This is a genomic window from Sphingomonas sp. BT-65 (assembly GCF_026107375.2).
Classification (GTDB): domain Bacteria; phylum Pseudomonadota; class Alphaproteobacteria; order Sphingomonadales; family Sphingomonadaceae; genus Sphingomonas.
Genome location: NZ_JAPCIA010000001.1, coordinates 2,277,207 through 2,300,867, shown reverse-complemented (window position 1 = coordinate 2,300,867; position 23,661 = coordinate 2,277,207). Strand labels below are relative to the sequence as shown.

At 69.0% G+C, this 23,661-nt stretch carries 27 protein-coding genes and 1 pseudogene; 19 read left to right on the top strand and 9 right to left on the bottom strand.

The features are described from left to right. Positions 1–33: 33 nt before the first annotated feature. Positions 34–603, bottom strand: a complete 570-nt coding sequence (locus OK349_RS10975; protein ID WP_265117844.1) for a helix-turn-helix domain-containing protein — start codon at positions 601–603, stop codon at positions 34–36. Positions 604–695: 92 nt separating this feature from the next. Here OK349_RS10975 and OK349_RS10970 point away from each other — a divergent pair, with 92 nt between their 5' ends. Further along, positions 696–1,175, top strand: coding sequence for a DUF6456 domain-containing protein (locus OK349_RS10970; protein WP_265117843.1), 480 nt, complete (start codon positions 696–698; stop codon positions 1,173–1,175). A 7-nt stretch (positions 1,176–1,182) separates the two neighbouring features. Here OK349_RS10970 and OK349_RS10965 read toward each other — a convergent pair whose 3' ends face one another. Then, positions 1,183–3,747 carry a DUF2339 domain-containing protein gene (locus tag OK349_RS10965; protein ID WP_265117842.1) on the bottom strand — a complete coding sequence of 855 codons (2,565 nt, stop codon included), beginning with the start codon at positions 3,745–3,747 and terminating at the stop codon, positions 1,183–1,185. Positions 3,748–3,775: 28 nt separating this feature from the next. On the opposite strand from OK349_RS10965, the gene dapF reads away from it, so the two are divergent. Continuing rightward, entirely contained in the window at positions 3,776–4,714 is a 939-nt protein-coding gene (dapF, locus tag OK349_RS10960) for a diaminopimelate epimerase (RefSeq protein WP_265117841.1), read from the top strand. A 1-nt stretch (position 4,715) separates the two neighbouring features. On the opposite strand, the gene OK349_RS10955 is transcribed toward dapF, so the two are convergent. Beyond that, entirely contained in the window at positions 4,716–5,105 is a 390-nt protein-coding gene (locus OK349_RS10955) for a DUF6491 family protein (RefSeq protein ID WP_265117840.1), read from the bottom strand. 294 nt (positions 5,106–5,399) lie between these two features. Here OK349_RS10955 and OK349_RS10950 point away from each other — a divergent pair, with 294 nt between their 5' ends. Both OK349_RS10950 and OK349_RS10945 read left to right on the top strand, forming a co-directional pair. Then, positions 5,400–5,942 carry a hypothetical protein gene (locus OK349_RS10950; RefSeq protein ID WP_265117839.1) on the top strand — a complete coding sequence of 181 codons (543 nt, stop codon included), beginning with the start codon at positions 5,400–5,402 and terminating at the stop codon, positions 5,940–5,942. Beyond that, positions 5,939–7,285, top strand: coding sequence for a DNA-packaging protein (locus tag OK349_RS10945; protein WP_372340551.1), 1,347 nt, complete (start codon positions 5,939–5,941; stop codon positions 7,283–7,285). Before OK349_RS10950 ends, OK349_RS10945 begins: the two co-directional genes overlap by 4 nt. 100 nt (positions 7,286–7,385) lie before the next feature. On the opposite strand, the gene OK349_RS10940 is transcribed toward OK349_RS10945, so the two are convergent. Next, entirely contained in the window at positions 7,386–7,766 is a 381-nt protein-coding gene (locus OK349_RS10940) for an endonuclease domain-containing protein (protein ID WP_265117838.1), read from the bottom strand. Between the two features lie 329 nt (positions 7,767–8,095). Between OK349_RS10940 and OK349_RS10935 the strand changes: the two genes are divergently transcribed. From OK349_RS10935 to OK349_RS10875, 13 genes and pseudogenes are all read left to right on the top strand, one after another. Then, positions 8,096–8,317: a hypothetical protein gene (locus OK349_RS10935; RefSeq protein ID WP_265117837.1), complete on the top strand. Its 222-nt coding sequence runs from the start codon at positions 8,096–8,098 to the stop codon at positions 8,315–8,317. Positions 8,318–8,388: 71 nt separating this feature from the next. Next, positions 8,389–8,790, top strand: coding sequence for a GFA family protein (locus OK349_RS10930; protein WP_265117836.1), 402 nt, complete (start codon positions 8,389–8,391; stop codon positions 8,788–8,790). Between the two features lie 180 nt (positions 8,791–8,970). Continuing rightward, a complete protein-coding gene (locus OK349_RS10925; protein WP_265117835.1) occupies positions 8,971–9,621 on the top strand; it encodes a PilZ domain-containing protein in 651 nt (216 codons plus the stop codon). 90 nt (positions 9,622–9,711) lie between these two features. Next, complete coding sequence (locus OK349_RS10920) at positions 9,712–10,440, top strand: NRDE family protein (protein WP_265117834.1); 729 nt, start codon at positions 9,712–9,714, stop codon at positions 10,438–10,440. Positions 10,441–10,472: 32 nt separating this feature from the next. Then, a complete protein-coding gene (locus tag OK349_RS10915) occupies positions 10,473–11,141 on the top strand; it encodes a spermidine synthase (RefSeq protein ID WP_265117833.1) in 669 nt (222 codons plus the stop codon). A 142-nt stretch (positions 11,142–11,283) separates the two neighbouring features. Continuing rightward, on the top strand, positions 11,284–12,399 hold the full coding sequence (locus OK349_RS10910) for a phage portal protein (protein WP_265117832.1): 1,116 nt from the start codon (positions 11,284–11,286) through the stop codon (positions 12,397–12,399). After that, on the top strand, positions 12,396–12,701 hold the full coding sequence (locus OK349_RS10905) for a DUF6127 family protein (protein WP_265117831.1): 306 nt from the start codon (positions 12,396–12,398) through the stop codon (positions 12,699–12,701). The genes OK349_RS10910 and OK349_RS10905 overlap by 4 nt, the downstream gene beginning before the upstream one ends. After that, entirely contained in the window at positions 12,698–13,084 is a 387-nt protein-coding gene (locus OK349_RS10900) for an HK97 family phage prohead protease (RefSeq protein WP_265117830.1), read from the top strand. Before OK349_RS10905 ends, OK349_RS10900 begins: the two co-directional genes overlap by 4 nt. Positions 13,085–13,195: 111 nt before the next feature. After that, positions 13,196–13,729: a Panacea domain-containing protein gene (locus OK349_RS10895; RefSeq protein WP_265117829.1), complete on the top strand. Its 534-nt coding sequence runs from the start codon at positions 13,196–13,198 to the stop codon at positions 13,727–13,729. A 381-nt stretch (positions 13,730–14,110) separates the two neighbouring features. After that, positions 14,111–15,106, top strand: a pseudogene (locus OK349_RS10890) (phage major capsid protein); the annotation flags it as partial. Between the two features lie 6 nt (positions 15,107–15,112). Beyond that, positions 15,113–15,520, top strand: coding sequence for a DUF2793 domain-containing protein (locus OK349_RS10885; RefSeq protein ID WP_265118585.1), 408 nt, complete (start codon positions 15,113–15,115; stop codon positions 15,518–15,520). Positions 15,521–15,628: 108 nt separating this feature from the next. Then, positions 15,629–16,756, top strand: coding sequence for an OmpA family protein (locus OK349_RS10880; protein WP_265117828.1), 1,128 nt, complete (start codon positions 15,629–15,631; stop codon positions 16,754–16,756). Between the two features lie 95 nt (positions 16,757–16,851). Continuing rightward, the gene (locus OK349_RS10875; RefSeq protein WP_265117827.1) at positions 16,852–17,652 is read left to right on the top strand and encodes an alpha/beta hydrolase; all 801 of its coding nucleotides are present in this window, start codon (positions 16,852–16,854) and stop codon (positions 17,650–17,652) included. 73 nt (positions 17,653–17,725) lie between these two features. Here OK349_RS10875 and OK349_RS10870 read toward each other — a convergent pair whose 3' ends face one another. Further along, entirely contained in the window at positions 17,726–18,469 is a 744-nt protein-coding gene (locus OK349_RS10870) for a CAF17-like 4Fe-4S cluster assembly/insertion protein YgfZ (RefSeq protein WP_265117826.1), read from the bottom strand. A 44-nt stretch (positions 18,470–18,513) separates the two neighbouring features. Between OK349_RS10870 and OK349_RS10865 the strand changes: the two genes are divergently transcribed. Both OK349_RS10865 and OK349_RS10860 read left to right on the top strand, forming a co-directional pair. Then, on the top strand, positions 18,514–19,839 hold the full coding sequence (locus tag OK349_RS10865) for a dihydroorotase (RefSeq protein ID WP_265117825.1): 1,326 nt from the start codon (positions 18,514–18,516) through the stop codon (positions 19,837–19,839). A gap of 6 nt (positions 19,840–19,845) precedes the next feature. Continuing rightward, positions 19,846–19,995, top strand: coding sequence for a hypothetical protein (locus tag OK349_RS10860; RefSeq protein WP_265117824.1), 150 nt, complete (start codon positions 19,846–19,848; stop codon positions 19,993–19,995). A gap of 7 nt (positions 19,996–20,002) precedes the next feature. On the opposite strand, the gene OK349_RS10855 is transcribed toward OK349_RS10860, so the two are convergent. From OK349_RS10855 to OK349_RS10840, 4 genes are all read right to left on the bottom strand, one after another. Further along, entirely contained in the window at positions 20,003–21,820 is a 1,818-nt protein-coding gene (locus tag OK349_RS10855) for an ABCB family ABC transporter ATP-binding protein/permease (protein WP_265117823.1), read from the bottom strand. Between the two features lie 71 nt (positions 21,821–21,891). Beyond that, entirely contained in the window at positions 21,892–22,086 is a 195-nt protein-coding gene (locus OK349_RS10850) for a hypothetical protein (protein WP_265117822.1), read from the bottom strand. 49 nt (positions 22,087–22,135) lie between these two features. Beyond that, positions 22,136–23,083 carry a phytoene/squalene synthase family protein gene (locus tag OK349_RS10845; protein WP_265117821.1) on the bottom strand — a complete coding sequence of 316 codons (948 nt, stop codon included), beginning with the start codon at positions 23,081–23,083 and terminating at the stop codon, positions 22,136–22,138. Next, a complete protein-coding gene (locus tag OK349_RS10840) occupies positions 23,080–23,661 on the bottom strand; it encodes an LOG family protein (protein ID WP_265118584.1) in 582 nt (193 codons plus the stop codon). Before OK349_RS10840 ends, OK349_RS10845 begins: the two co-directional genes overlap by 4 nt.

Sequence of the window (23,661 nt, the reverse complement as noted above, 5' to 3'; positions counted from 1 at the left end):
ATGCGCCTCTATCGGGTGCTTCGCAAGATGGGGTCAGAGCTGGCGGATGAGCTGGACCGCGCACGCGATCCAGGGCGGATCGGCGACCACTTGCTGGCGCGCGCCGGGGCCCAGCGGAAGGACGTTGAGCCGGCCACCTTCGCCCTCATGCGCGATCAGCCGGCCGAACAGGAAGCGGCCCGCCGGGCGGGGGATCAACACGTCGCGGTTGAGCGCCGAGGCGAAGTCGCCGGGAGCGAGGCGGCGGCACCAGATGACGTCGCCCGTGCGATAGTCGCCGATGCCACCGGCGACGGTGACGGCGACAAGCTCGGGCTCGGGATGCGGCGGCGCCACCGTGGCGGCGCGGCGCGGGGCCTGAGCGCCCGAAGCGTCGAGCATCGCCGCGACGGCGATGTCCGGCCGGTCGGGTAGGCGCACCAGATCGGCGGCATCGACGCCGAGCGCGGCGGCGATGCGATTGAGCCAGTCGACCGAGACGGTGCGCGTGCCGGTTTCGAGCCGGCCGATGGTCTGCGCGGTGGTGGACGGGTCACAGCGCTGCGCCACTTCCTCGAGCGTCAACCCCTTGGCGCGGCGTACTTCACGGATGGCGGTGATCATTCCCCAGCTCCGATAACCAGTGTGGTTAAATCATTTTCCTACAAGCGTGACGATATGGCAAGGGTGATTCGTAATTGCCGGGAGATGGGCGGATGCGTGAACTGGTGGAACGATCGATCGAAGACGGACATGTCGTCCACCATGGACCGGCGCGGAAGAGCGGGCGGCGAATCACGGTGAACCTGGCCGAATCGCCGCTTTCCTGGCTGCGCGCGCGGGGGCTGGTCGATGCACGCCAGTTTGACGCGGGCGAGCGGTTGCGCGCCGACTATGAGACCGCGGCGCTGGGACCGCGCGTGACGATGCGCTGGGACGCCGCGCCGGCCGGGCCGCGCGGAGGGCGCGCGCACGACGGACTCGATCCGACGACCGCGCAGATCGCCGCCAAGCGCCGGTTCGATGCCGCGGTGGCGGCCGCCGGACCGGGGCTTGCAGATATCCTGTGGCGGGTGATCTGTGCCGGGGAGACGGTTCCGGTGGCCGAGAAGGCGCTCGGTTGGCCCGCGCGCGCCGGCCGGCTGGTGCTGACGCTGGCGCTCGACCGGGTGGCGGCGCACTACGGGATGCAGTGAACGGCGGTCAGGCCTTCTCCGCCGCGCCGGAGGGTACGGCGAGGAAGCGGTTATAGACCCAGCCAATGCCGATCAGCGCGACGCCGAGGCCGAGGAACGAGAGGATGCGGAGCAGTCCACCGAGCGCGGCGGCGTCGATGAGGAAGACCTTGAGCGTCACCGCGGTGAGCAGCGCGAGGCCGGCGAGGCGAAGGTCGCGTGCGCCGCTGCGGATCCCGAGCGCGAGCCAGGCGAGCGCGAGGAGAAGGAACGCGGCCGAATAGCCGTAATTCTCGCCGGTCGGGATCGGTCCGGTGAGCAGGCTGCCATGCGCGGCCTGACGGACGAAAGCGGCGATCGCGGCGAGGACCAGGGCGAGGCCGATCGCGCGCCATGGCCGGCCGGGTGCGAAGGTAAAGCTCCAGAAGGCGGCGAGGCCGAGATGAAGCGTGGCGGCATTGGTGAGTGGGATGCCGCCCACCTGCTGCGCAACGAATGCCGGGTTGAGCAGCAGCAGATCGAACCAGGCGATGCGGACGAGGCCCAGACCGAACAGAGCGAGGGACAGCGCGGTCCAGCCGGCACGGCGGCGGATCGCCCAGCCGGCGGCGAGCAGTGCCTGCGTGATGAGCGCGCGCTCGACGAAGCCCCAGGCGGTGAAGCGGGACTCGTCGGCGATCGCGAGGGGCAGCTTGGCGAGGTGGTAGAGGAGGAGCAGCGCGACGATGATCGCACCTCTCCATACCGCCGGGCGGGTGCGGGCGAGCTGCTGGCGGTCGGCGAGCAGCGCTGCCGCGGCGAGCAGCGCGGGAAGCAGGTACCGAAGCGATAGAGCGAGGTCGGGGAGATCGAGATAGGGCAAATGCGTGCCGCTCGCGGATTCGACGATGAGCGTGGCGTAGCGGGCAAGGGGTTCGCCGCCTGCCAGGAGGATCACGGCGAGCGCGATCGCCGGGAGGAGATGGAGTTGCGGGTCGCCGGTGTGGCGCGCCCACAGCCCCAGCGCGACGGCGGTGAGAGCGAGCGGGAGCGCGATCCAGTCGGCGCCCGCGAACTGGCCCAGCGCCACGACCGCGAGAATGGCCGCGACGAGCGTGCCGCCGATCAGGCCGGGATCGCGCTTGCCGGCTTCGAGACGGCGGCGCCAGCTCAGCCATGCCGCAAGCGCCGCGCCGCCGAGGCTAAGCCCGGCCCATTGCCAGTCGAGGAGGCGATCCGGATCGAGGGCATTGGCGAGCAGCAGCGGTCCGGCGATGCCGCCGAGCGCGACAATCGCCCAGCCGCGCGCGCGAGCGAGAAGGATGAGGCCGGGCCCCGCAAAGAGCGGAGCGGCGGCGATCGCGGCGGCGAGGGTTGCGCCCGGTTGCGGCGGGTCGAGGCCGATCGCGAGCAGCAACAGCGTGAGGCCAAGCGCGGCGAGTGCGCCGGGAAGATAGGTCTCGTCCCGCCAGGCGAGGAATAGGGTGGCGGCGGCGAGGGTTAGGTAGAGTGCCCAGGCCAGTGCGGAGAAGTCGAGGGCGGGGGCGAAGGCGAGGAGCTGGACGAGACCGGCGACGAGCGGGGCAAGGCGGAGCCAGGCCGCCGTGACCCCGGCACGGGGCAAGGCGAGGCTGGCGCCGACGGCGAGCAGCACCACGAACGCGGCGGGAGCGGCGAGATCATCGCTGCCGAGGGCGAATAGCAGGAAATTGACCCAGGCGAAGCCGCACGCGGTCGCGGCGATGGCCAGCCACGCCCAGCCGCGATGCGCCGCAAGCCCGAACAGCGCCGCGGCGAACAGCGCGAGATAGACGAGCAAAGGCCCGATCCCGGCCGCGTCATAGCCCGCAACCAGCGGCGCGACGAAGCCGCCAGCCAGCGCCAGCACTGCAGTGGGCGGACCGTGGCGCAGCGCGAGCCCGAGACCCAGCGCGGTGACGCCGATCATCAGCACGAAGGCGGGAAGCGGCGCGATCAGGTGGTAGAGCGCGGCGGCGATGTAGAGCGTGCCATAGGAACTGGCGATGCCCGCGCCGGCGAGCGCCTGGGCGATGCGCGGATCCTCGCGCAGTGCGGGCAGGCGGCGCGCGACCTCGCTCGCGGCGACCAGCAGGGCGGCGAACAGCGCGGCGAGAAGCGTGCGGACGGCGGGGCCAAGCAGGCCTATCTCGATCGAGTAGCGGACGAGGAAGAAGCCGGCGGCGACGAGCGCGATGGCGCCGATCCATACCGGCAGGCGCGCGCCGATCAGCGATTCGAGGCCGGGACGCGGAGGCAGCGCGGGTTCCAATTCCGGCTCCGGTGCGGCGGCCATGACGGGTTCCGGCTCCGGCGTGACCAGCGGCACCGGCGCAATGGCAACCGGCATGGGTGCGGGAGCTGGTGGCGGTGGTGCCTGGGCCGGGTCGGCCATCACTGGGGCAGCCGGGCGCGTGCGCTCGAATTTGTCGAGGCGGCGGCCGAACTCGCGCAGCCGCTGGCCCTGCGCCGCAACGACGATGCCGAGGACCACGACCGCGAGGAACAGGATGCCCGTCATCGCGCCGCTTGTCGCAGCTTGCGCCATGATGCGCCAGTCCGGCTTTGCGCGCATCAAGCCGATCTGCGGTTGCATGGCCCGGCGATGTCCCTAGATGCGGGGCATGCGGCTCGCGTTCACCAAATGCCACGGATCGGGGAATGATTTCGCCCTTCTGGACGTCCGCGCGTTGGATCTGTCCGACGCCGAATGGGGGCGGATCGCGCGGACACTGTGCGACCGGAGCGGTCCGGTGGGGGCTGACGGACTGCTGTTGCTGCGGCAGGGCGGGGGCGAGGCCGCGTTCGCGCAGATGGTGGTGAACGCCGACGGCTCGATCCCCGAGACCTGCCTCAACGGGCTGCGCTGCACCGCGCGCGCCGGGTTCGAGGCGCTGGGGATCGACGCGGCGACGGTGCGATTGAAGACGAGCAACGCCGAAGTGGAGCACGAGGCCGAACTGGCCCCCGGCGTCTATACCGTGCGCACCACCGTGGGACCGGCATCGACCGATCCCGCCGCGGCCGGGCTGCGCGCCGCGGCGCCGGTGATCGAAGCGCAAGTGCCGGGGCTGCCCAGCGGCCGCGCCTTCACCGCGCTGGCGATGCCCAATCCGCATCTGATCGCGTTCGTCGACAAGGTCGATGTCGCCGAGCTGACCGCGCTCGGCGACTGGTGCGAGGCCGGGCCCGAGCTGCTCGCCGATCGCGCCAATGTGAGCTTCGTCGAGCTGCGCAGCGCTGACCTCTACGTCCACACCTATGAGCGCGGCATCGGCCTCACCAAGGCGTGCGGCACGGCGATGGGCGCGGCGACGCACGTCGCCGGGCTGACCGGCCGCCTGCCGTTCGGCCAATGGATCACGGTGCACAATCCTGGCGGCCGCGTACGCGTGCGTGCCGAAGGTCCGGCGGGCGACGACCGCGTGTCGATCGCGGGCAACGCCACGTTCGAGTGGGACGGCGAGATCGAGATCGACCCCGCGACCGGCGAAGCGGGCGCGCTGACCGTCACCCGGCGGCGCGACGACGAGGTCGCGGCCTGGGCGGCGGTGACGGGCTAGATCAGTCCTTCTTGCGCGCGGGTTTCTTCGCCTTCGCGGGGGGCTGGCCGTCGATCTTGATCAGCGAATTGAGCCGGCAGCGCTCGCCGCGGGCGATGACGGTGGAGAAGCGGTCGATCGCGTCGATGCCGGGGCTGTTTTCGAAGCGGATGTTCCACGCCCAGGGCAGCTCCTGGCACGGTGCCATGAAGGTGCCGCGATACCAGTCGCGCCCGGCGCGCAGATAGATCACGTCGCGTTCCTCGGCACGATAGTCGCTGACCATCGAGGCGAAGGGGATGCGCGCTTCCTTCACGGCGCGCGCGCGGGGTTCCTGCGCCGCGGCGGGGAGAGCGGACAGCGAAGCCACAGCGAGTGCGGCTGCGGCGAACGGGCGGATCAATCGAGTCATGATGCGGCGGCCTCTGGGCGCGGGCGACTGAACGCGCGCTGAGTTCAACGGTCAGCCGCGCGAAAGGATGCGCGGAGCGAACCGGAATCTTCCCTGCAACGAACCAAATGGGAAAATTACGCTTGACATCGTCGCGCTGATTAGGTACAAAACAAGAACGCTGAAGAATTGCGAGTCGGGCCGGGGCGGCGACGCCTTCCGTCTCGACTCGGTTTGTCGGCTATCTCGTTTGAACAATGATTTTCGTCGTTCCCGCGAAGGGGATAGCTGCCATCGCGTTTCGGGGAGTGGATGATGACGGAGAAGCTGGAGCCCGGATGCCGGCGCCCGATCCAGCAGCGGCGGCTGCCGCGCACGGGCTGGACCAAGGCCAAGCGGAGCGTCTTCCTGGCCACGCTGGCCGAGAGCTGCAACGTGCTGAAGGCCGTCGCCGCCGCGGGGATGACCCCGAGCGGCGCCTATCAGTTGCGCAAGCGCGACGCGGGCTTTGCCGCGCTATGGGCCGAGGCGCTGGACATTGGATATGAGCGGCTGGAGGCCGCGCTACTCGAGCATGCGCTGATCGGGGTGAATGCGATCGACATCGGCGAGGCGATCGAGGCGGCCGAGGCCATGGGCGAGGGTCATGGGCAGAAGGCGGCTGCCGGCGGGGCGCTGGTGGAGCCGGGCGCGGTGCAGCTGGCGCTGGCATTGCTGACCAAGCACCGCCAGACCGTGGACCGCAAGCCGGTGACCAAGCGCGGCGCACGGCCGACCCCGGCCGAGACCGACGCCGCGCTCAGGAAGCAGCTCGACGCGCTGGCGCGCAGGCTCCGCGAGTCCGGGCGGGCACCGTGAGCGGCGCTTCGCCGGGCGCGGATGAAGCGGCGGAGACGCCTCCGCTCACCGAGCTCGAAAAGCTGGCGCTGATCGACGAACCGCACCGCTCGATCGTCATCAACCGGCTGACGCGCCTGGAGCAGATCGAGCTGCGCGAGCGCTGGCTGGCCTGGGCGCATGCCGGGCAGATCGAGCCGCCAGGCGCGTGGCGGGTGTGGCTGATCCGCGCCGGGCGCGGCTTTGGCAAGACGCGCGCGGGCGCCGAATGGGTGAGCGAATGGGCGCGGCGGCATGGCGACGGGCGCATCGCGCTGGTCGGTGCGAGCGAGGACGACGTCGCCAAGGTGATGATCGAGGGACCGAGCGGATTGCTCGCGATCGCGCATGACGACGAACCGGTGACATGGCGGGCGAGCATCGGCGAGGTGCGCTTCGCATCGGGGGCGAAGGGTTTTGTCTATTCGGCGGAGGCGCCCGAGAAATTGCGCGGCCCCGAACATCACGCCGCATGGTGCGACGAGCTCGCCAAATGGCGGCATGGCGAAACGATGTGGGACAATCTGATGCTGGGGCTGCGCGCCGGCGAGCAGCCGCGCGTACTGGTGACGACGACGCCGCGGCCGACGCGGCTGATGCGGCGGGTGATGGCGCTGCCGGGTACGGTCGAGACGCGCGGACGGACGCGGGACAATCCGCACTTGCCGCGCAGTTTCATCGAGGCGATGGAGGCCGAATATGGTGGCACGCGGCTGGGAAGACAGGAGCTGGACGGCGAGCTGATCGACGATGTCGCCGGCGCCTTGTGGACGCGCGGGATGATCGAGGCCTGCCGGGGCAGGAAGCCCAAGGGGATCGCGCGGGTGGTGGTTGGCGTCGACCCGCCGGCGAGCGCCGAGGGCGATGCCTGCGGGATCGTCGTTGTGGCGCTGGATGCCACGGGCGTGGGGCATGTGCTCGAGGATGCGAGCGTGGGCGGCCTGTCGCCCGAGGGCTGGGCGCGCGCGGTGGCGAAATGCGCGCGGCGGCACGGCGCGGACAAGGTCGTGGCGGAGAAGAACCAGGGCGGCGACATGGTGAAGAGCGTGCTGCACGCGGCGGAAGTGACGCTGCCCTTGAGGCTGGTGCATGCCAGCCGCGGCAAGACGGCGCGCGCCGAGCCGGTCGCGGCCTTGTACGAGAGCGGGCGGGTGAAGCATGCCGGGCGGTTTCCCGCGCTGGAGGATGAGTTGTGCGGGCTGGTGGCGGGCGGCGGCTACGAAGGGCCGGGGCGCTCGCCCGACCGGGCCGACGCGCTGGTGTGGGCGCTGAGCGAACTGATGCTGGGGCGCAAGGGCGCGGCGGGGGTCAGGGGGCTGGGGTAGGAGGATTGTGTCGAAGATTCTGCCAACGAGCCGATTGCGGACATCTTTAATCCTCCCCCGCGAGGGGGAGGTGTCAGGCGTTGCCTGACGGAGGGGGAGGTCAGCGGTCCGGCCGTTTGTGCTCCCGTCGCTTGATCGCAATCGCCAAGATCTGCCGTACGACACCCTCGAGGTTGGCCAAGACTTCCTGCGCGGGATAGCGAAGCACGTGGACCCCTCGCGAATTGAGCCAGGCATCGCGCGCCGAATCCCGAGCGGGCCGGTCGCCGCGCTCATGCGCTTCGCCATCGACTTCGATCGCGAGCCTTGCGGGGGCGCAGTAGAAGTCGAGGACATAGTTTCCGGCGCCATGCTGCTTGCGGAAGCGCAGGCCCTGATCATTGCTGCGAAGCGCAAGCCATAATCCGATCTCGGGCGGCGTCATTTCGCGGCGCAGGCGCTTTGCGTTGCGGCGGCCGTCTTCCGAACCTTCGAGGCGCATCGCCGTCCTCCCCCTCCGACGCCTGCGGCGACACCTCCCCCTGGCGGGGGAGGATAGGGGAACGTACGCTTTCCTCAAAGCGGAAGTGCGGCGCGTAGAAGCTGGACCCGGGGTCAAACCCCGTGCGACGAGGGGGTCGCAGTGATCAGCGCCGCGCTTGCGGCCTCTCACGAGTAAGAACACTAGAAGGCCCTCACCCAACCCTCTCCCGCAAGCGGGAGAGGGCTAGAAGACCCGACCGTCGGTTTTCCATCAACAGCGAATGTGCGGCGATGCGGGCAAAGGTGTGAAACGGAGACTCGATGGTGCGGCGAACAACGGCGATACGAGTGCTCACCTCGATCGTCATCGCGCTTGTCGCGACGGCGATTGCCGGAAGCCTGTTCGGACCGGTCGGAGGCCTGATCGCCGCGGTCGTAGCGATTCTGTGGATCGCGTGGCGGCATGACAATGATCTGGGCACCTGTCTGCCGCTCGTCGTGCTGGTGCTGCTTGCGGTCGGGATGCTAGCGCTGCTGATGTTCCTGGTGGCGATCGATCGTCCGGGATGACGACCGCCCGAACCGGATAATTCGAGGTAACCAGCTTTCGCGCCGATTGCGCGCGCATTAAGGATAAGCGCATGTCGAACCGGGTCGCGTCGTGCAGTTGCGGACAGCTTCGCCTGACCTGCGCGGGCGAGCCGGTTCGCGTGTCGATCTGCCATTGCCTCGAATGCCAGAAACGCACCGGCAGCGTCTTCGCGACGCAGGCACGCTTCGCGCGCGAGGAGGTGACGCGCGAGGGCCGCTCGACGACCTGGACGCGGGCCGGCGACAGCGGCGGGTCGGCGCTGTTCCATTTCTGTCCGGTGTGCGGCTCGACGGTCTATTGGGAGCCTGCGGAGATGCCGGATCTGGTCTATGTGGCGGTGGGGGCGTTCGCCGATCCGGCGTTTCCGGCGCCGTATGTGTCGGTCTATGAGGAGCGGCAGCACCCCTGGGCGCTCGCGGCGGGGCAGCTGCCGCTGGAGCATTTCTTCTAGCTGCACGCCAGTGCCGCGAAGACGCCGGCCTGCGGACCCGGAACCAAAGGCGTGGAAATTAACCATTCCCGGCAAGTTCGAGTTAGCCCTAAAGGCGTATGACAGCCCGTGGGGGTCCGGACAGGGGGGCTGCGAGCACGCTTCCTGTCACGGTTGTCGATGCTCGCGGGAGGAATGCCCGTGCGAAGCTATGCGGTTGCGCCGGAAGCGAACCTTGTATCTGATCAGCGTGCGCCTGACCAACGTTCAGACGAACGGTTCACGACGCTGTTCCGCGTCGCCCGCGTCGTCCTCGAGGACGGCGCGCAGCATTTGTGCCTGATCCGCAACATCGGCGCCGGTGGCCTGATGCTGGAAACCTATGCGCGGTTCGACACGGGAACGGCGGTGCGAGTCGAACCCAAGGGGTCCGCGCCAGTCAACGGCAAGATCTGCTGGGTGAAGGACAGGAATGCCGGCGTCACCTTCGACGCGCCGATCGATGTCGCGGCCTATCTCAATCCGCACCAGCTGTCACCGACGCTGGAGGCGCCGCGCGGGCCGCGGCTCACGGTCGACCGCCGCGCGCGGCTGCGCGTGGGGGTGATGTGGCACCTCGTCGACCTGATCGACCTGTCGCAAAAGGGCGCGAAGGTCAAAAGCGACCTGCCGATGGAGCTGGAGGCGAGCGTCGAGCTGATGGTCGAGCGCCTCGCCCCGGTGTCGGGCCGGGTGCGCTGGATCAAGGAGGACCGGATCGGCATCGAGTTCTCGCGCGCGATCGCGCTCGCCGATCTCGCCGAATGGGTGAGCGCACTGTCCGATGAGGAGGCCGCGCCCGCGGGCGATTGACGCGCGGGGCTGGGCGAAGCGGAGCGCGGATGCGGTAGCGCGCGCGCCCCGGCCTTGGCGATGGGGCACCGGCGGCGCTAGCTTGGCGTCATGTGTGTTCTGGCGCTGGCATGGCATGCGCATCCGGATTGGCGGCTGGTGGCGGCGGGCAACCGCGACGAGCGGCATGACCGGCCGGCGGCGGCGCTGGCGCGGTGGATGGCCGGCGGGCCCGTCATTGCCGGGCGCGACCTGGTGGCGGGCGGGACCTGGCTCGGGCTGAACGAGAGCGGGCGGTTCGCGGCGGTGACCAATGTGCATGGACAGGTGCCCGACCCGGCGAAAGCTTCGCGCGGGGCGCTGGTGACGGACATGCTGGCGGGGAACGAGCCCGCGGACCTAGAGGCGTTCAACCCCTTCAACCTGATCGCGGTCGAGCCCGAGGGGCCGATGTTCCTGACCAACCGGCCCGAGCCGCTGCACCGGCCCTTGGGCGCGGGGATGCACGGGCTGTCGAACGGATTGCTCGATACCTTGTGGCCCAAGACGCTGCGGCTGCAGGCGGGGGTGGCGAGCTGGCTGGCGGCGGGCGGCGAGGCGATCGAGCCCTTGTTCGCGGCGCTGGCCGACGAGCGGCCGGCGGGATCGCCCGAGCTGGACGAGCCGGACGTGTTCGAGCCGGTCAACTCGCCGGTGTTCATCCGCGGGCCGGTCTATGGCACGCGGTGCAGCACGGTGGTGACGGTGGACCGCGACGGGCGCGGGCGGATCGCCGAGCGGCGCTTCCATGCCGACGGCGCGCCGGCGGGCGAGACGGTGTTGCGCTTTCGCTGGCCGTGAGGGCATGAGGCGGGGATGACTGGACACGAGAGTTGACCCCGCGCGAGCTGATCGGCGTGGCCGAGGTGCCGGGCGGCGAGCCGCTGCGGCTGTTCCGGCGCGGGGGCGACTTCATGATCGTGCTCGACCGCAACGAGCTGATGTCGAGCCGGATGAGCGGATCGGAAGAGGCGCTGGCGGAGCTGACGCTGGCGCGGCTGAAGGCGCCGAAGGAGGCACGGCTGCTGATCGGCGGGTACGGCATGGGGTTCACGCTGCGCAGGGCGCTGGCGCTGCTGGGGCCGGCGGGCAAGGCGGTGGTGGCCGAGCTGGTGCCCGGGATCATCGACTGGGCGCGCGGGCCGATGGCCGAGCTTGCCGCCGGGTGCCTCGACGATCCGCGGACGGAAGTGATGATCGGCGATGTCGGCGCGGTGATCGCGCAGGGGCGTGGCGAATATGACGCGATCCTGCTCGACGTGGACAATGGTCCGGACGGGCTGACGCGGCTGGCGAACGACCGGCTCTATACGTTCGACGGGCTGCGCGCGGCGCAGGCGGCGCTGAAGCCTGGCGGGATTCTGGCGGTGTGGTCGGCGGCGCCGGACGACCGCTTCCGGCGGCGGATGGGCGAGGCCGGGTTTGCAGTGGAAGAGGTGGCGGTGCGCGCAAGGTCCAATGGCAAGGGACCGCGGCACGTGATCTGGTTCGGAAGGAAATAGCGGCGTTTTCGATCCGCTGACGCGGATGCGGTGCCGGCCCGCTCCCCCACCCGGCCACCCATAGGATACTGGCGTTGGGTGGCCGGGTGGGGGAGCGGGCCGGCACCGCCCCATCGCCGAGAGGCGATAAAAGGAGAACAACATGAAATGGTTCGGGAAGCGGCGCGATGCGTCGCGGCCGGCGCTGACGCGCGCGCATGGCGCGGCGGGCGTGCTCGGCGAATGGCCGCAAAGCTATGAGGCGCAGGTGCGTGAGGGCTATTGCGCCAACCCGGTGGCGCAGCGCGCGGTGAAGATCATCGCCGAGGGCGTGGCGGACGCGCCAATCGCGGCATCCGACCCGGCGCTGCTGGCGCTGGTGGCGATGCGGACGCAGGGGCAGGCGCTGATCGCGGCGCTGGCGGCGCAATTGCTGCTCCACGGCAACGCGTTCGTGCAGCTGCTGGGCGACGGCGCCGGGGGGGTGGCGGAGCTGTTCGCGCTGCGGCCCGAACGGGTCAGCGTCGAGACCGACGCGGGCGGCTGGCCCGCCGCCTATCGCTATCGCGTGGGCGGAAGCGTGAGCCGGATCGCGGCGGAGGATGCGGCGGGCAAACCGCAGGTGATCCATTTGAAGGCGTTCAGCCCGGTCGACGATCATTATGGCCTTGGCTGCCTGGGCGCGGCATCGGGCGCGATTGCGATCCACAATGCGGCGACACGCTGGAACAAGGCGTTGCTCGACAATGCGGCGCGGCCGTCGGGGGCGCTGGTCTATGATCCGGGCGACGGATCGGCGCTGGCGCCGGCGCAGTTCGACCGGCTGAAGGCGGACATGGAGGCGGCGTTCTCGGGTGCGGCCAATGCGGGGCGGCCGATGCTGCTCGAGGGCGGGCTCAAATGGCAGGCGATGAGCCTGACCCCGGCGGATATGGATTTCGTCGGGCTGAAGGCCGCGGCGGCGCGCGAGATCGCGCTGGCGTTCGGCGTGCCGCCGATGCTGGTCGGCCTGCCCGGCGACAACAGCTATGCCAATTATCGCGAGGCCAATCGCGCGGTGTGGCGGCTGACGATCCTGCCGCTCGCCGACAAGATCCTGACCGAACTGACGCAAGGGCTGAGCGGCTGGTTTCCGGATGCCTGGCTGCGGGTCGAGATCGACAAGCTGCCGGCGATGGCGGAGGACCGCGAGCGGCTGTGGCGGTCGGTCAGCGCGGCGGATTTCCTGACGACGGAAGAGAAGCGGGCAATGCTCGGCCTGGAAGGAGGCGCGGCATGAACAGCGGACTGCTGGCGCAGCTGATCGCACAGGGTGCGGCCGAGGGCGCGGACCTGGCGACCTTGCGCGCGATTGCCGAGGAAGCGGGCGAGCTCGGCGCAAGCCGCGCGCTGACTCGACTGGGGCTCGACGACCCGCAGGCGGCCAAGGACATGAGCGATCTGCGCGAGCTGCTCGAGGCATGGCGCGACGCCAAGCGCTCGGCGGTGAAGGCCGTGGCGGGCTGGGTGGTGCGGATGCTGCTCGCGCTGGTGGTGATCGGGCTGGCGGTGAAGCTCGGCTTCTGGGGGCTGGGCAAGTGAGCGTTCGGTTCGCGGGGTACGCGGCGGTGTTCGATGCGCCCGACCGCGGCGGGGACGTGATCCGCAAGGGCGCGTTCGGCCCGCGGGTGCGGCGCGTGCCGCTGCTATGGCAGCATCGCGGCGAGCCGGTGGGCGTGATCGAGGCGATTGGCGAAGATGCGCGCGGGCTGCGCGTGACCGGGCGGATCGATGCGCCCGAACTGGCGGAGCGGGTAGCGAAGGGCGCGGTGACCGGGCTGAGCTTCGGTTATCGCGTGCGTGGCGCACGGCATGGCCGCTGGCGTGAGCTGAATGCGGTCGAGCTGTGCGAGGTCAGCCTGGTGGCGCGGCCGATGCAGAGGCTGGCGCGGGTTCATGCTGTGGCTCCGTTCAAACTCGATTAAGCGAGTGTGGATAAACTTTGCCCAACGAGTCGTTTGTATGTTACTGAGTCGGTGGAATGGGACCCGTACGAGCGGGCAAAGGGGACCGACAAAATTGATGCGGAGCGCAACGTGACCCTGACACAGCAGGATCGCACTGAAGCTGTGGCGCACTACATTATCGCACGCGCAGACCCGAATAAACTCGGTGCTGTAAAGCTCAACAAGGTAATGTGGTTTGCGGATTTGGAGGCGTATCGGCGGCTCGGCCGTACCGTAACTGGTCAGGCCTCGTACGAAAAACGCCAACACGGCCCAGTGCCAAACAATATTGTTCGAAGCATTCGCCGCTTGGAACAGAGTGATAAGATCGCGACGCGCGAGGTACCGACGTTCGGCGGTACCCGGCGCGAACACGTGTGGCTGCAGAAGCCGGATTTGTCGACGTTTAGCGCCGATGAGGTCGATATCCTGAATGAGGCAATCGATTGGGTATGCGAACTCCATACCGCTCGATCGATCAGTGAGCTGTCGCATGACAAGCTTTGGGAAAACGCCGAGATCGGAGAGCAAATTCCTGTAGGAGCGGCGGTCGTAGTGCCGGACGATCTCGACGGGACGGATATCGCTTGGGCACTAAGTGCAATGGATCGCGCTAGCGCATGATTCTACGGCCGCCGGGCGGGTTCAAGATTACTTGCTCGCCTGGCGTCCAAGCGTTGGTTGCTCAGGCAATCGATACTAATCCAGCCTTCGAGCAGCATTGGAATGATATCCTGGAGCGCTTGCGCTTCACAGCGCATGTGGAAGGCGTAGCGGATGCCCGGTTTGCCAAGGGACACCGGTTGTTTGCTGCAGCTGGAGACGAAGACCGCGCTCTACCCAGAGTTAAGCTTGTCTATTCGGTGTTAGGCGCGAACGTCCGCATCAAGGTCGCCGCTATCGGTTAGTACCTGCGCGCGGAGGCATTCCGCGAACTTGAAACTCGAATGACCAAATTTGCCCGTCGGGAACCCTCCCGGCGGGTTTTTCGCGTGGGAGAAAGACATGGAAACGAAGGCGGACGTCCTCGAACAGTCGTTCGAGGCGATTGAGGGTGCGGGCGTGCCGGTGGCGCGGCCGGTGCTGGAGGGGGCGCGGACTCCCAATGGCGCGGCGTTCGAAGGGTTTCTGCGCAGTGGCGCCGGTGCGCTCGAGATGAAGGCGATGTCGGGCGCGACCGATGGCGCGGGCGGCTATGCCATCCCGCGCGAGATCGACGCGCTGGTGGACACGACGCTGGCGAGCATCTCGCCGATCCGCGCGATCGCCAATGTCGTGACGGTGGGCAGCGCGGGCTATCGCAAGCTCGTCGCGTCGGGCGGCACGCCCTCGGGCTGGGCGGCCGAGACCGGCGACCGCGACGAGACCAGCACCGCGACGTTCAACGAGATCGCGCCGCCGATGGGCGACCTCTACGCCAACCCGGCGGCGAGCCAGACGATGCTCGACGACGCGGCGTTCGACGTCGAGGCGTGGCTCGCCGACGAGATCGCGCGCGAGTTCGCCCGTGCCGAGGGTGCCGCGTTCGTGAGCGGCAACGGGACCAACAAGCCCAAGGGCTTCCTCGCCTATGCCACCGCAGCGACGAGCGACGGAGCCCGTGCGTTCGGCACGCTGCAGCATGTCGCGTCGGGCGCGTCGGGTGCATTCGCGGCCAATCCCGAGGAGAAGCTGATCGACCTGGTCCAGGCGCTGCGGCCGCCCTATCGCCAAGGCGCGGTGTTCGTGATGAACTCGTCGACGCTGGCGCGGATCCGCAAGTTCAAGACCAGCGATGGCGCGTTCCTGTGGCAGCCGGGCATCGCTTCGGGCCAGCCGGCGACGCTGCTCGGCTATCCAGTGGTCGAGGCCGAGGACATGCCCGACATCGCGGCGAACGCGCTGTCGATCGCGTTCGGCAACTTCAAGGCCGGCTATCTGATCGCCGAGCGCGGCGAGACGCAGATCCTGCGCGACCCCTACTCGAACAAGCCGTTCGTGCACTTCTACGCCACGCTGCTCGCCGACATGCTGGTGCAGCCGTGCGTCGAGGCGTTCGGCCTCGGTGCGCCGCCGCCGGATCCGGTTCCGGGCCAATGCTGGATCGTGGGTGATTCGCCCGCGGGCGCCTGGGCCGGATCGGCGGGCGCGCTGGCGTCGTGGACCGAGGGTGGATGGCGGTTCGCGGCGCCGCGCGAAGGCATGGCCGTCTGGATCGCCGGCGAGGAACTGGCCGCCCGCTATGTTTCGGGCGCGTGGCGCGCCGGTCAGCTCAGCGCGGCGCAGCTCGTGATCGATGGCGAGCAGGTGGTCGGTGCGCGCGAGGGGGCGATCGACGAGCCGGACGGCGGCAGCGTGGTCGACGCCGAGGCCCGCGCGGCGATCGAAGCAATTTTGCAGGCGTTGCGGGCACATGGCCTGATCGACGGCGGATAACTGTGACGTTCCGGCAACAGTCCCCAGATTTTGTTCGCTTGCGCGGAAACTTTCCACAAGGTAGGAAGTTAGCGCTGTCCGAAGTGGCAACCAAGAAAGGGGATTATGATGCGGAAGCTTGCCGTAACACTGGCACTCGCTTCGACCGCGCTCAGCACGCCCGCCCTCGCCCGCGATGACGCGTGGTATGTGGGTGTTGAAGGCGGCGCGATGATCGTCGAAGACATCAATTTCGACATCGGCGCCGTCGAGGATGCGAGCCGGGTCGACCACAACTATGGCTGGGACGTCGGCGGCGTCATCGGTTACGATCTCGGCGGGTTCCGCATCGAGGCGGACGTCAGCTATCGCCGCGCGAGCGTCGACGGCTACAGCTCGACCGTGACCACGCCGTTCTTCACCGGTGCTGGTGCGGTCGTGAGCGCGCCGGCCGGCACGTTCGACTATGCAGGCGGCTCCTCGTCGGCGCTGAGCTTCATGGTCAACGGTCTCCTCGACTTCGGTGAGGACGATGGCGTGCAGGGCTTCATCGGCGGCGGTGCGGGCGTGTCCCGCGTCAAGGCCGACTATGCGCTGACCACCAACGGTTCGTTCCTCGACGATTCGGACACCGTGTTCGCGTGGCAGGTCATCGCGGGTCTGCGTCAGCCGATCAGCGACAACATCGACGTGACGCTGAAGTATCGTTTCTTCAACGCCGACAACGTCAAGCTGGTCGACGTGACCGGCCGCGAGTTCGAAGGCCGGTTCCGCTCGCACAGCATCCTGGGCGGCGTGACCTTCAACTTCGGCGAGCCGGCTGCGCCGCCGCCGCCGCCGCCGGAGCCGGCTCCGCCGCCCCCGCCGCCGGCGCCGACCCCGCCGCCGCCGCCGCCGCCGGTGCCCTGCACCCCGGGGCCGTACATCGTGTTCTTCGAGTGGGACAAGTCGGACATCACGCCCGAGGCGGCCGGCATTCTCGACAACGCGATCTCGGCGTACCAGAACTGCGGCAACGCGCAGGTCATGCTGGCGGGCCACGCCGACCGTTCGGGTTCGGCGAGCTACAACGTCGGCCTGTCGCAGCGCCGTGCGGACTCGGTCCGTGCGTATCTCGGCGGCCGGGGCATCCCCGACGGCGTGATCAGCTCGGAAGCGTTCGGCGAGAGCCGTCCGCGTGTCGAGACCGCCGACGGCGTCCGCGAACTGCAGAACCGCCGCGTGGAAATCACTTACGGTCCGGGCTCGGGCATGTAAGCCACGCGGTCCGCACTGCGGATCGACAGAATATGGGAGGCCGGGCAACCGGCCTCCCTTTTTCTTTGCGTTACAGCGATCAACCGGGGAGGCAGATGATCCTCAAGCTCGCCATCTGGACCGTGCTCCTCTTCACTGTGATGGTTCTGGCGTTGCTCGGCGGACTATTTCTGGCTCAGCGCGCGATGATCTATCCCGCGCCCGCGTCGTCCGAGCCCGGCGTCCCCGATGGGATGCGACCGGTCATGCTCGAGACGGAGGATGGGCTTTCCTTGCGGGCGGCCTATAAGCCGGGCGCTGGCCGTCTGCCGGTGATCGTCTTCTTCCACGGCAATGGCGACAGCCTCGCAGGCGCCGACCGGGCGACCGAGCGGCTCGATGCCGCCGGCTATGGCCGGCTTCTCGTCGAGTATCGCGGCTATGGCGCCAATCCCGGCAGCCCCAGCGAAGCCGGCCTATATCGTGATGGGCGCGCGGCGCTGGCCTGGCTCGCCGCGCAGGGTGTGGGGCGGGAGCGGATCGTGCTGATCGGTAATTCGCTCGGGTCCGGCGTCGCGGTCCAGCTGGCGAGCGAGGAGAAGGTGGCGGCGCTCGTGCTGGTCTCCGGCTTCACCAGCCTCACCGATGCGGCGTCTCAACATTATCCCTGGGCGCCCGTCGGTCTTCTGCTGCGCGACCGTTACGACAATCGCACCAAGCTCAAGCAGGTCTCGGCGCCGGTGCTCGTGCTTCATGGAACCGACGATACGCTGATTCCGATCCGGCATGGCGAGCAATTGGCCGCAGCCTCTCCGAACGGCGCGTTGGTGCGCGTCAGGGGCGCGGGTCATGATCTCGCCTATTTACCCGCCAGCCAAGCGAAAATCGTGGAATGGCTGGCCCGATTGCCAAGCTGAGCTAGTCACGGTTCCTTTCGGATGGATCGTCCCCCGTACTTCGCAAGGGAACAACCGATCGAAGCGAAACGAGTTAGACTTCTCCAGCCGCCAATGTGGCGCCGAGCCACGCCGGCACGATCGCATCGCCCAGCGCCTCGACGCGGCGATGCTCGACCATCAGCCCGAGATCGGGATAGGCGATGCGGGTGCGCTCGCCCGGCTCGCCGAGTGGCGCGACGACGAGCCGGCGGTTGACCTTCGCGCGCCAGTTCATCCGCGCGGTATTCTCCTGGCCGACATAGCACCCCTTGGCGAAGCTCACGCCGTTGAGCTCGGCAGCGTTGCATTCGAGCCAGAGCGTCTTGTCCTGGCCGAGCTCGGCGGCACCCTCGGTTACGCCGAGGCGCAGACGATGCTCGCGCCAGCCGGTCGCCGCGGCGCCGGCCGCTTCCCCCAGCCAGCGATAGCCGAGCTCCGCAAGCCGGGGATCGACCACGCCCGCGCCCGCGTCGCGCGACCAGTGCACGCCGCCTTCGACCGGCTCGATCGCGATCGGGCGGCGCAGGCGGTAGATCGACAGGCGCCGGATGAGCGCCTCGCGCTGATCGGCTTCGCAGTCGATCAGGATCGCATCGTCCGCATCCCACAGGATGAAATCGAACAGCGCTTTGCCCTGCGCAGTGAGCAGTCCCGCCCATTGCGGCGCGCCCGGCCGCACTACAGCGACGTCCTGCGTCACCAATCCCTGGAGGAAGCCGCGGACATCCTCGCCGGAGATGCGGATGAGGGCGCGGTCGGCGAGCAGGGTGGCCCGAACTTGGCTGGTCTCTGTCATGGCGAACAGGTAGGACGCGCGGAGCGACTTCAAAAGAGGCTCCCATGGCGACGTTCGATCTCAAGCTCACCGGCGGCACGGTGCACCTGCCCGGCGGCCCGGCCCAGATCGATCTCGGCGTACGCGACGGCAAGATCGTCGCGATCGGCGCGAACGGCGACGCGGGCGAGACGATCGACTGCACCGGACTCGACGTGCTTCCCGGCGTGATCGACACGCAGGTCCATTTCCGCGAGCCGGGGCTGGAGGCCAAGGAAGACCTTGAAAGCGGCAGCCGCGCGGCGGTGCTGGGCGGGGTGACAGCGGTGTTCGAGATGCCGAACACCAAGCCCAACACCGACAGCGCCGACGCGGTGAACGACAAGCTCGCCCGCGCGAAGGACCGGATGTGGTGCGACCACGCCTTCTATGTCGGCGCGACCAACAACAACGCGGCCGAGCTTGCCGAGCTCGAGCGCATGCCGGGCACCGCGGGGGTCAAGATCTTCATGGGCGCCTCGACCGGCGACCTCTTGGTGTCAGACGACGCCAATCTCGCGCGCGTGCTCGCCTCGGGCCATCGCCGCGTCGCGATCCATGCCGAGGACGAGTTCCGCATGAACGATCGCGAGGGCGAGCGCGTCGCGGGCGACCCTTCCTCGCACCCCGTGTGGCGCGACGACGAGAGCGCGATCCTCGCCACCCGCCGCATCCTCAAGCTCGCACGCGAGGCGCGGCGGCGCATCCACGTCCTCCACGTCACCACCCCGGCGGAGCTCGAGCTGCTCGCGCAGCACAAGGACATCGCGACCTGCGAGGTGACGCCGCAACATCTGACGCTGGCGGGCGAGGACGCCTATCCACGCCTTGGCACCTATGCCCAGATGAACCCCCCGATCCGCTCGGCGGCGCATCGCGATGGCCTGTGGCACTGGCTCAACCAGGGCGTGCCCGATGTGCTCGGCTCGGACCACGCGCCGCACACGATCGAGGAGAAGGCCAAGCCCTACCCCGCCTCGCCCAGCGGCATGCCCGGGGTGCAGACGCTGCTGCCGCTGCTGCTCGATCATGTCGCCAAGGGCCGCACCACGCTTGCACGCCTGATCGACCTCACCAGCGCCGGGCCGCAGCGCGTGTTCGGGCTGGTCGGCAAGGGGCGCATCGCGGCGGGCTATGACGCGGATTTCACCGTGGTGGATTTGAAGGCGAAGTGGACGGTCGAGGAGAGCTGGCTCGCTTCGCGTTGCGGCTGGTCGCCGTTCACCGGGGACGAGCTCACCGGCAAGCCGATCGGGACAATTATCCGCGGCCGCCGCGTGATGTGGGACGGTCAGCTCGCCAACGCCGCGCACGGCCGCCCGGTGCGGTTCGAGGCGGTCGAGTTCGGCTGAGCCGATATGACACCGGCGTGGTTCGATTTCGCAGCTGCCTTGGTCGAACGGGTCGAGGACAAATATGGGCGCTGGATCGCCTGGACGCTGGCGATCATGCTCACCGTGGCGCCGCTGATCGCCGCGGCAGCGGCGCTTTGGTGGGCTTTTAGCTAGCCGAACGTTACTCCGCCGCCTCCGCCACCGCCTCGCGCTCGGCCTGCTGGCGCGCCCACATCTCGGCATAGACGCCGCGCATCTCCAGCAATTCGGCATGCGTGCCCTGCTCGGCGATGCGGCCGGCCTCCAGCACCACGATGCGGTCGGCATTGACCACGGTCGAGAGCCGGTGCGCGATCACGATCGTGGTGCGCCCGCGCTCGATCGCCTCGAGCGTGTCGAGAATCTCCGCTTCGGTGCGGCTGTCGAGCGCGCTGGTCGCCTCGTCGAGGATCAGGATCGGCGGATCCTTGAGCAGGGTGCGCGCGATCGCGACGCGCTGCTTCTCGCCTCCCGACAGCTTCAATCCGCGCTCGCCGACGCGCGTCTCATACCCGTCGGGCATGCTCTCGATGAACCCGGCGATCGCCGCGCCGCGTGCCGCCGCGGCGACCTGGTCCGGCGTCGCGCCCTCGCGGCCATAGGCGATGTTGTAGCCGACCGTGTCGTTGAACAGCACCGTATCCTGCGGCACGATGCCGATCGCGGCGCGCAGGCTTGCCTGGGTCACCCGGGCGATATCCTGCCCGTCGATCGTCACCCGCCCGCCCGACAGGTCGTAGAAGCGATAGAGGATACGCGCCAGCGTCGACTTGCCCGCGCCCGACGGGCCGACCACCGCGACGGTGTGGCCGGGCGCGATGACCAGGTCGATGCCCTTCAATATGTCGCGATCCGCCTCGTAGCCGAAGCGCACCCCCTCGAACCGCACCTCGCCCCGGTCGACGACCAGCGCGGGCGCGCCGGGGGCATCCTTCACCTCGGCATCGGTGTCGATCAGGTCGAACATCGCGCCCATGTCGATCACGCCCTGGCGGATCGTGCGATAGACCCAGCCGAGCATGTCGAGCGGCCGGAACAACTGGCTGAGCAAGGTCGACACGAACACCACGTCGCCCGGCGAGAAACGCCCGCTCGACCAGCCCCAGGCGACCACCGCCATCCCCGCGCCGAGCATGACGTTGGTGATCAGCGACTGGCCCATGTTGAGCCAGGCGAGCGAATTCTCGGACTTCACCGCCGCCTTGGCATAGGCCTCGACCGCCGCCGAATAGCGGTCTGCCTCGCGCTTCTCGGCGTTGAAATATTTGACCGTCTCGAAGTTGAGCAGCGAATCCACCGCGTGCGCGACCGCGCCGGTGTCGAGGTCGTTCATCTGCTCGCGCAGCTTGGAGCGCCAGTCGGTCACCCAGCGGGTGAAGGCGATGTAGATCACCACCATCGCCATCGTAGAGGCGACCAGCCACCAGCCGAAGCGCGAGCCGAAGATCTGCAGCACCAGGGCCAGCTCGAGGATCGTCGGTGCGATGTTGAACAGCAGGAAATAGAGCATCGTGTCGATGCTCTTGGTGCCGCGCTCGACCACCTTGGTCACCGCGCCGGTGCGCCGCTCGAGATGGAAGCGCAGCGAGAGTTGGTGGAGATGGCGGAAGGTGACGATGGCGAGCCGCCGCGTCGCATCCTGCCCGACCTTCTCGAACACCGTGTTGCGGAGGTTGTCGAAGACGGTGGTGAACAGCCGCGCGGCGGCGTAGCCGACGACCATCAGGATGACGAAGGTCACCGCGCTGCGATCGCTGATCGCCATCGAATCCACCGCGGCCTTGAGCGCATAGGCAGCGCCATAGACCTGCACGACCTTTGAGAGCAGCACCAGCAGCAACGCGCCGATGATGCGCACCTTCAGCCCCGTCATGCCGGCGGGCCAGAGATAGGGGAGGAAACGCCTGAGCGTGGCGAACAACGGGCGTTCGCCGCTGGCGGGTGCGGTCTGGGGCGGCATGACCGCTATCTGGGCCCGTGTGCGCCCGGATGCAACGCGTGCATGCCGTTCGCCCAGCGCGAACGGCGTCCTTAACCCCGCTCGATGGGCAGCGCCCAGCGGATCTGGTCGCGCAGCAGCGCTTCGAGCTCCGGCGCGCCGGCATTGTGCGCGGCGGCGCGCTTGCGCAGCAGCGTGAACAAAAGGTCCGCGCGGCTCGCGGGCGGGGCGGGGGCTGCGCGGCCTTTGGCGAGCGCGCGGGACAGGTGAAGCGATAACGCGGTCATCGCCGCCTCTATGGCGCCAGCGGCTTTACCCAAGTCTCGCTGAACACGGTTAACGCGGCCGCGTCCACAGCCCGGCCGGACGCGGGACGGGGCGGTAGAGCCGATCGCGCAACATCGCCTGCGGCAGGGCGCGGGCGATCCAGCCGAGCTTCTGCACATTGCTGGTATGCGCGCGATGGTCCCAGGCGTGCGCGCCGCGCGCCGTCACCTCGCGCGCGATGTCGCCATAGATGCCCGCCGCCGCCAGCACCGCCCAGGCCGAGCGCAAGCGCAACGCCGGCGTGCCGCGCCGCGCGCTCGCGGCATAGTCCGCCGCCATCTCCGCCAGCCATCGCGCGATCACCACGAGCCGCGCGCGGAACGGCGGCTTCATGTGCTGGCCGGGGGGCAGGTCCATCTCGACCAGCCACTCGACGGGCAGATAGCAGCGGCCCATGCGGTCGTCAGCCTCGATGTCGCGCGCGATATTGGCGAGCTGGAAGGCGATGCCGAGATCGCACGCGCGGTCGAGCGTCGCCTCGTCCTGCGGGTCCACCCCCATCACCACCGCCATCATGCAGCCGACCGCGCCCGCGACATGATAGCAATAGCGCAGCAGATCGGTCTCGGAGCGCGGGAACCACCCCTTGGCGTCGAGCGCGAAGCCCTCGATCACGTCGTGCGCGAAGCGGGGCGGCATGCGCGTCTCGCCGGCGACGAGCTTGAGCGCATCGAATGCCAGGTCGCCGGTCGATTCCCCGGCCAGCGCCCTGCCGGTGAGGTCGCGGATCCGCGCCAGCCGCGCGGCGGAATCCGCGACCGGCCGTGCCCCATGCCCCAGCTCCTGCCCGTCGGCGAGGTCGTCGCACGCGCGGCACCAGGCATAGAGCAACCATGCCCGCTCGCGCGTCCGGCGGTCGAACAGCTGGCTCGCCGCGGCGAAGCTGCGCGATCCCCGCGCGATGCTGTCCTGTGCCGCGGCGACCACCGACGCGCGGGTCGGCGCGGGCGCGCTCACAGATCTTTGGCGCCGATCTGGCCGATCGTCGCGGCCGGACGGTGCGCGGCCATCTTGCCGAGCAGGCCGTCGAGCTCGCTGTCGATGATCAGCAGCCCCTGGTGCTGCGGCCGCAGAAAGCCGGCCTCGCCCATCTTGCCGACGAACTCGATCAGCCCGTCATAGAAGCTCGCGACGTTGAGCAGCCCCACGGGCTTGGCGTGATAGCCGATCTGCGCCCAGCTCATCGCCTCCCATAATTCGTCCATCGTCCCGGTGCCGCCGGGCAAAGTGACGAAGCCGTCGGAGAGGTCGGTGAAGGCCTGCTTGCGCTCGTGCATCGTGCGCACGACGTGCAGCTCGGTGCAGCCGCGATGGGCGACTTCGGCATCGACCAGCGCCTGCGGGATCACCCCGATCACCTCGCCGCCCGCCGCCAGCGCGCTGTCCGCGATGGCGCCCATCAGGCCAAGCCGGCCGCCGCCATAGACCACCCCGATCCCGCGCTCGGCGAGAGTCCGGCCGACGTAGCGCGCATTCTCGATGAACACGGGATCGTTGGGGGTCGCCGACCCGCAATAGATGGCGAGGCGTTTCAG

Bases quoted from the DNA above. Each gene is read 5' to 3' on its own strand.
- OK349_RS10975 (WP_265117844.1), bottom strand. From the start codon at position 603: ATGATCACCGCCATCCGTGAAGTACGCCGCGCCAAGGGGTTGACGCTC.
- OK349_RS10970 (WP_265117843.1), top strand. From the start codon at position 696: ATGCGTGAACTGGTGGAACGATCGATCGAAGACGGACATGTCGTCCAC.
- OK349_RS10965 (WP_265117842.1), bottom strand. From the start codon at position 3,747: ATGCAACCGCAGATCGGCTTGATGCGCGCAAAGCCGGACTGGCGCATC.
- dapF (WP_265117841.1), top strand. From the start codon at position 3,776: ATGCGGCTCGCGTTCACCAAATGCCACGGATCGGGGAATGATTTCGCC.
- OK349_RS10955 (WP_265117840.1), bottom strand. From the start codon at position 5,105: ATGACTCGATTGATCCGCCCGTTCGCCGCAGCCGCACTCGCTGTGGCT.
- OK349_RS10950 (WP_265117839.1), top strand. From the start codon at position 5,400: ATGACGGAGAAGCTGGAGCCCGGATGCCGGCGCCCGATCCAGCAGCGG.
- OK349_RS10940 (WP_265117838.1), bottom strand. From the start codon at position 7,766: ATGCGCCTCGAAGGTTCGGAAGACGGCCGCCGCAACGCAAAGCGCCTG.
- OK349_RS10930 (WP_265117836.1), top strand. From the start codon at position 8,389: ATGTCGAACCGGGTCGCGTCGTGCAGTTGCGGACAGCTTCGCCTGACC.
- OK349_RS10920 (WP_265117834.1), top strand. From the start codon at position 9,712: ATGTGTGTTCTGGCGCTGGCATGGCATGCGCATCCGGATTGGCGGCTG.
- OK349_RS10910 (WP_265117832.1), top strand. From the start codon at position 11,284: ATGAAATGGTTCGGGAAGCGGCGCGATGCGTCGCGGCCGGCGCTGACG.
- OK349_RS10905 (WP_265117831.1), top strand. From the start codon at position 12,396: ATGAACAGCGGACTGCTGGCGCAGCTGATCGCACAGGGTGCGGCCGAG.
- OK349_RS10885 (WP_265118585.1), top strand. From the start codon at position 15,113: ATGCTGGTGCAGCCGTGCGTCGAGGCGTTCGGCCTCGGTGCGCCGCCG.
- OK349_RS10880 (WP_265117828.1), top strand. From the start codon at position 15,629: ATGCGGAAGCTTGCCGTAACACTGGCACTCGCTTCGACCGCGCTCAGC.
- OK349_RS10875 (WP_265117827.1), top strand. From the start codon at position 16,852: ATGATCCTCAAGCTCGCCATCTGGACCGTGCTCCTCTTCACTGTGATG.
- OK349_RS10870 (WP_265117826.1), bottom strand. From the start codon at position 18,469: ATGACAGAGACCAGCCAAGTTCGGGCCACCCTGCTCGCCGACCGCGCC.
- OK349_RS10865 (WP_265117825.1), top strand. From the start codon at position 18,514: ATGGCGACGTTCGATCTCAAGCTCACCGGCGGCACGGTGCACCTGCCC.
- OK349_RS10860 (WP_265117824.1), top strand. From the start codon at position 19,846: ATGACACCGGCGTGGTTCGATTTCGCAGCTGCCTTGGTCGAACGGGTC.
- OK349_RS10855 (WP_265117823.1), bottom strand. From the start codon at position 21,820: ATGCCGCCCCAGACCGCACCCGCCAGCGGCGAACGCCCGTTGTTCGCC.
- OK349_RS10850 (WP_265117822.1), bottom strand. From the start codon at position 22,086: ATGACCGCGTTATCGCTTCACCTGTCCCGCGCGCTCGCCAAAGGCCGC.